This is a genomic window from Corallococcus sp. AB045, assembly GCF_003668895.1.
In the GTDB taxonomy this organism is placed as follows: Bacteria; Myxococcota; Myxococcia; order Myxococcales; family Myxococcaceae; genus Corallococcus; species Corallococcus coralloides.
The window spans coordinates 1-2,883 of record NZ_RAWN01000389.1 but is presented as its reverse complement, the minus strand read 5'-3'; the positions used below and the strand labels follow the sequence as shown (position 1 = coordinate 2,883).

4 protein-coding genes are annotated in these 2,883 nt (G+C 69.6%); all 4 read left to right on the top strand.

The features are described from left to right. The first annotated feature begins 91 nt into the window (after window positions 1-91). On the top strand, window positions 92-382 hold the full coding sequence (locus D7Y21_RS40910) for a hypothetical protein (RefSeq protein ID WP_120564946.1): 291 nt from the start codon (window positions 92-94) through the stop codon (window positions 380-382). Window positions 383-386: 4 nt separating this feature from the next. Continuing rightward, window positions 387-1,736, top strand: a complete 1,350-nt coding sequence (locus tag D7Y21_RS40905; RefSeq protein ID WP_121718596.1) for an AgmX/PglI C-terminal domain-containing protein — start codon at window positions 387-389, stop codon at window positions 1,734-1,736. Between the two features lie 47 nt (window positions 1,737-1,783). Beyond that, window positions 1,784-2,230, top strand: coding sequence for a cyclic nucleotide-binding domain-containing protein (locus tag D7Y21_RS40900; protein WP_121718595.1), 447 nt, complete (start codon window positions 1,784-1,786; stop codon window positions 2,228-2,230). Between the two features lie 118 nt (window positions 2,231-2,348). After that, a partial coding sequence (locus D7Y21_RS40895; protein ID WP_121718594.1) for a hypothetical protein occupies window positions 2,349-2,883 on the top strand: 535 nt, incomplete at its 3' end.

Here is a 2,883-nt window from a genome sequence, read left to right as displayed (position 1 = left end):
TCTGTGGACACCTTACCCGAGGCCCCCTGCCACGCGGCCGGGCGCCTCGGGTAAGGTGTCCACAGACGTCCGGTAGCCACGACCTTCCGCCATGCGCCCCGCCCTCCTGCTGCTGCTGCTCGCCGTCTCCGGTCCGTCCTGGGCGGAGGACCCCGCGTCCACGAAGAAGGCGGCGGGCGGCGCGACGCCAGCGCCCCAGGCTCCGGCGACGAAGAAGCCGGCCAAGACCATCCGCCTGGAGGCCATCAAGGTCGAGGGGCGCATCCAGAAGCCGGAAGCCTTCTATTTCCTCGACCGCTCCAAGCCGAGCTTCGACGACCTGAACCGCACGGAGAGCTTCGTGCCCAAGGTGGTCCAGAGCGTGCAGCAGGACCCGTTCTAGATCCATGGCCCTTCAAACCCGCCCCAAGTTGCTGCGCGTCGGCGTCATCCAGGACGGGCGCATCGTCGAAGAGCACCACCTGCTCCACGACTCCGTCACCATTGGCGAGGACGCCCGCAACACCATCGTCATGCCCCCGTCCGAGGCGCGCCCGCCGCGCTTCAAGGTGCTGGAGAACCGCGGCCAGCAGTTCCACCTCATCATCGACGAGCACATGCAGGGCCGCGTCAACCTGGGCTCGTCGGACGTGGACTTCGACGCGCTGCGCTCCCAGGGACTCGCCACGCGCCGCGCGGACGACACCTTCGACCTGCCGTTGCAGGAGAGCGCCCGCGGCAAGGTGGACCTGCCGGACGCCACGCTCTTCTTCCACTTCATCCCCGCGCCCGCGGAGGGCTCCAAGCCCACCCTCCCCCCGGAGCTGAAGGCCAGCCCGTGGCGCACGGTGGACCGCGTCTTCTTCGGCATCCTCCTGTCGATGCTGGTGCTCTATGTGCTGAGCGTCGCGCTCATCGTCGCCCAGCCCGCGCCGGTGGAGCGGGAGGTGGAGCTGGACCAGCTGGAAGACCGCTTCGTGCGCGCCATCATCCCGCCCCAGCCCGCCAAGAAGGAGGAGCCCAAGGAGGCGGTCGCCACCGGGGAGAAGAAGCCTGACGAGCCGAAGGCTCCCACGAAGAAGCCTGCCTCCACGGACTCGACGCCCGCGCCCGCCAACAGCGCGGAACGCCGGCAGCAGCTCACGGAGAAGGTGGGCAACACCGGCATCCTCAAGCTGCTGGGCGGCAAGGGCCCCGGCGGCGGGGACGCCATCGCGGACGTGCTCGGGAGCACCGGCAGTGGCACCAACGTGGCGGAGGCGCTCGCGGGCGCGACAGCGGGTGGCGCGCTCACGGCGGGCTCCGGCGGCGGCAACGGCATCGCCAACCCGCAGGGGGACACCGGCGGCAAGGTGGCGGGCATCGGCGCGACGCAGACCTCCGGCGCGGGCACCGTGGACACCGGCCGCAAGCAGGTCGTCAAGGTGCCCCAGGTCGTGGACTCGGTGCCGGAAGTGGACAGCTCCGAGGTCAAGCCCAAGGACCTGGCCCGCTTCATCCAGAGCCGCAAGGCCTCCATCCAGCGCTGCTACGAGAACGGGCTCAAGCGCGACCCCTCCCTCAAGGGCAAGGTGATGGTCCGCTTCGACCTGACGCCGCAAGGCCGCGCCAGCAACGTGGAGGTGGAGGAGTCCACCCTGCGCTCCGACGAGGTCATCAACTGCATCAAGACCACCATGCGCGCCTGGACGTTCCCTTTCAAACCGAGTGACGACGTCCCCGTCAGCTACCCGTTCATCTTCTCGCCAGGGGAATAGGCTCGACCGTCCGGACCTTCCGGAGGCACCGGACCCGCGGGGAGCACATGGAGAAGCTGGCTGTCATCGCCACATCCCCCCTCTTCGAGATGCTGGCCCCCGCCGAGCTCGCGCGGCTGGCGGAGCTGGCACGGCTGTACCGCTACGCGCACGGCGAGGTGGTGTTCGAGGAGGGAGACCTGGGTGACAGCCTCTTCGTCATCGTGCGTGGCCAGGTGGAGGTGGTGCGCCGGGGTACGAGCAACGAGGTGAAGCCCCTCACCGTCCTGGGCCCGCCGGAGTTCTTCGGGGAGATGGGCCTCATCGACAAGGACCACCGCTCCGCCACCGTGCGCGCCCAGGGCGAAGTGGAGCTGCTCCAGCTCACCGCACAGGATTTGCGGACCTTCCGGCTGGCGCACGCGGACGGCTTCACCTTCATCGTCGTGAACATCGCGCGCAGCCTGTCCGCCCGCCTGCGCGAGGCCAACGCCCGCCTGGCCCCCCAGGACTGACTCCCGGCGTCTGAAAGCCGGACTCCGGGGCGATGGGGCATTGCGTTGACACCCCTCCCCCTCGCTCCTACGCTCGACTCTCGAAGCTTGGGAAGGGCCGGAAGGATTCGTGAGGCGCATGCGCACCCTGGGAATGCTCGCCGTGGTCGGAGGACTCGTCACCTCCGGGATGGCGCTCGCGCAGTCGCCCGCGTCACCGCCACGCCCCGCTCCGCCCGCGCTGGACAAGGCCGGTGACGTGCCGGACAGCCAGAAGCTGGAGCGCAGCACGCAGGCCCTGGGCGGCATGCGGGAGTCGCTCCGCCAGGTGTTCGAGAAGGTCGAGGAGGCGCGGCGCACCAAGGACGTGGTGAAGCTCAACTGCGCCAACGAGAAGCTGACGCAGATCAAGGGCCTGCTGCGCATCTCCGAGCAGGCCGACGTCGCCCTCCAGGAGGCCGTCAGCAAGAGCGAGGCGGCGCCCGGCGAGCACGAATTCACCAAGGTGATGATCGCCCAGCAGAAGGTGGGCCAGCTGCGCTCGGAGGCCGAGGAGTGCATCGGCCAGCTCGCCTTCCGCACCGACGAGAACCTCTTCGTGGAGGTGGAGGAGCCCGACAACCTGCCCGGTGGAGATCCCACGCGGCCCCCGCCGCCGCCGGACCTGGTTGTCC

What these genes read in the sequence shown, in the direction of transcription:
- D7Y21_RS40910 (WP_120564946.1), top strand. Translation starts at nt 92, where the DNA reads ATGCGCCCCGCCCTCCTGCTGCTGCTGCTCGCCGTCTCCGGTCCGTCC.
- D7Y21_RS40905 (WP_121718596.1), top strand. Translation starts at nt 387, where the DNA reads ATGGCCCTTCAAACCCGCCCCAAGTTGCTGCGCGTCGGCGTCATCCAG.
- D7Y21_RS40900 (WP_121718595.1), top strand. Translation starts at nt 1,784, where the DNA reads ATGGAGAAGCTGGCTGTCATCGCCACATCCCCCCTCTTCGAGATGCTG.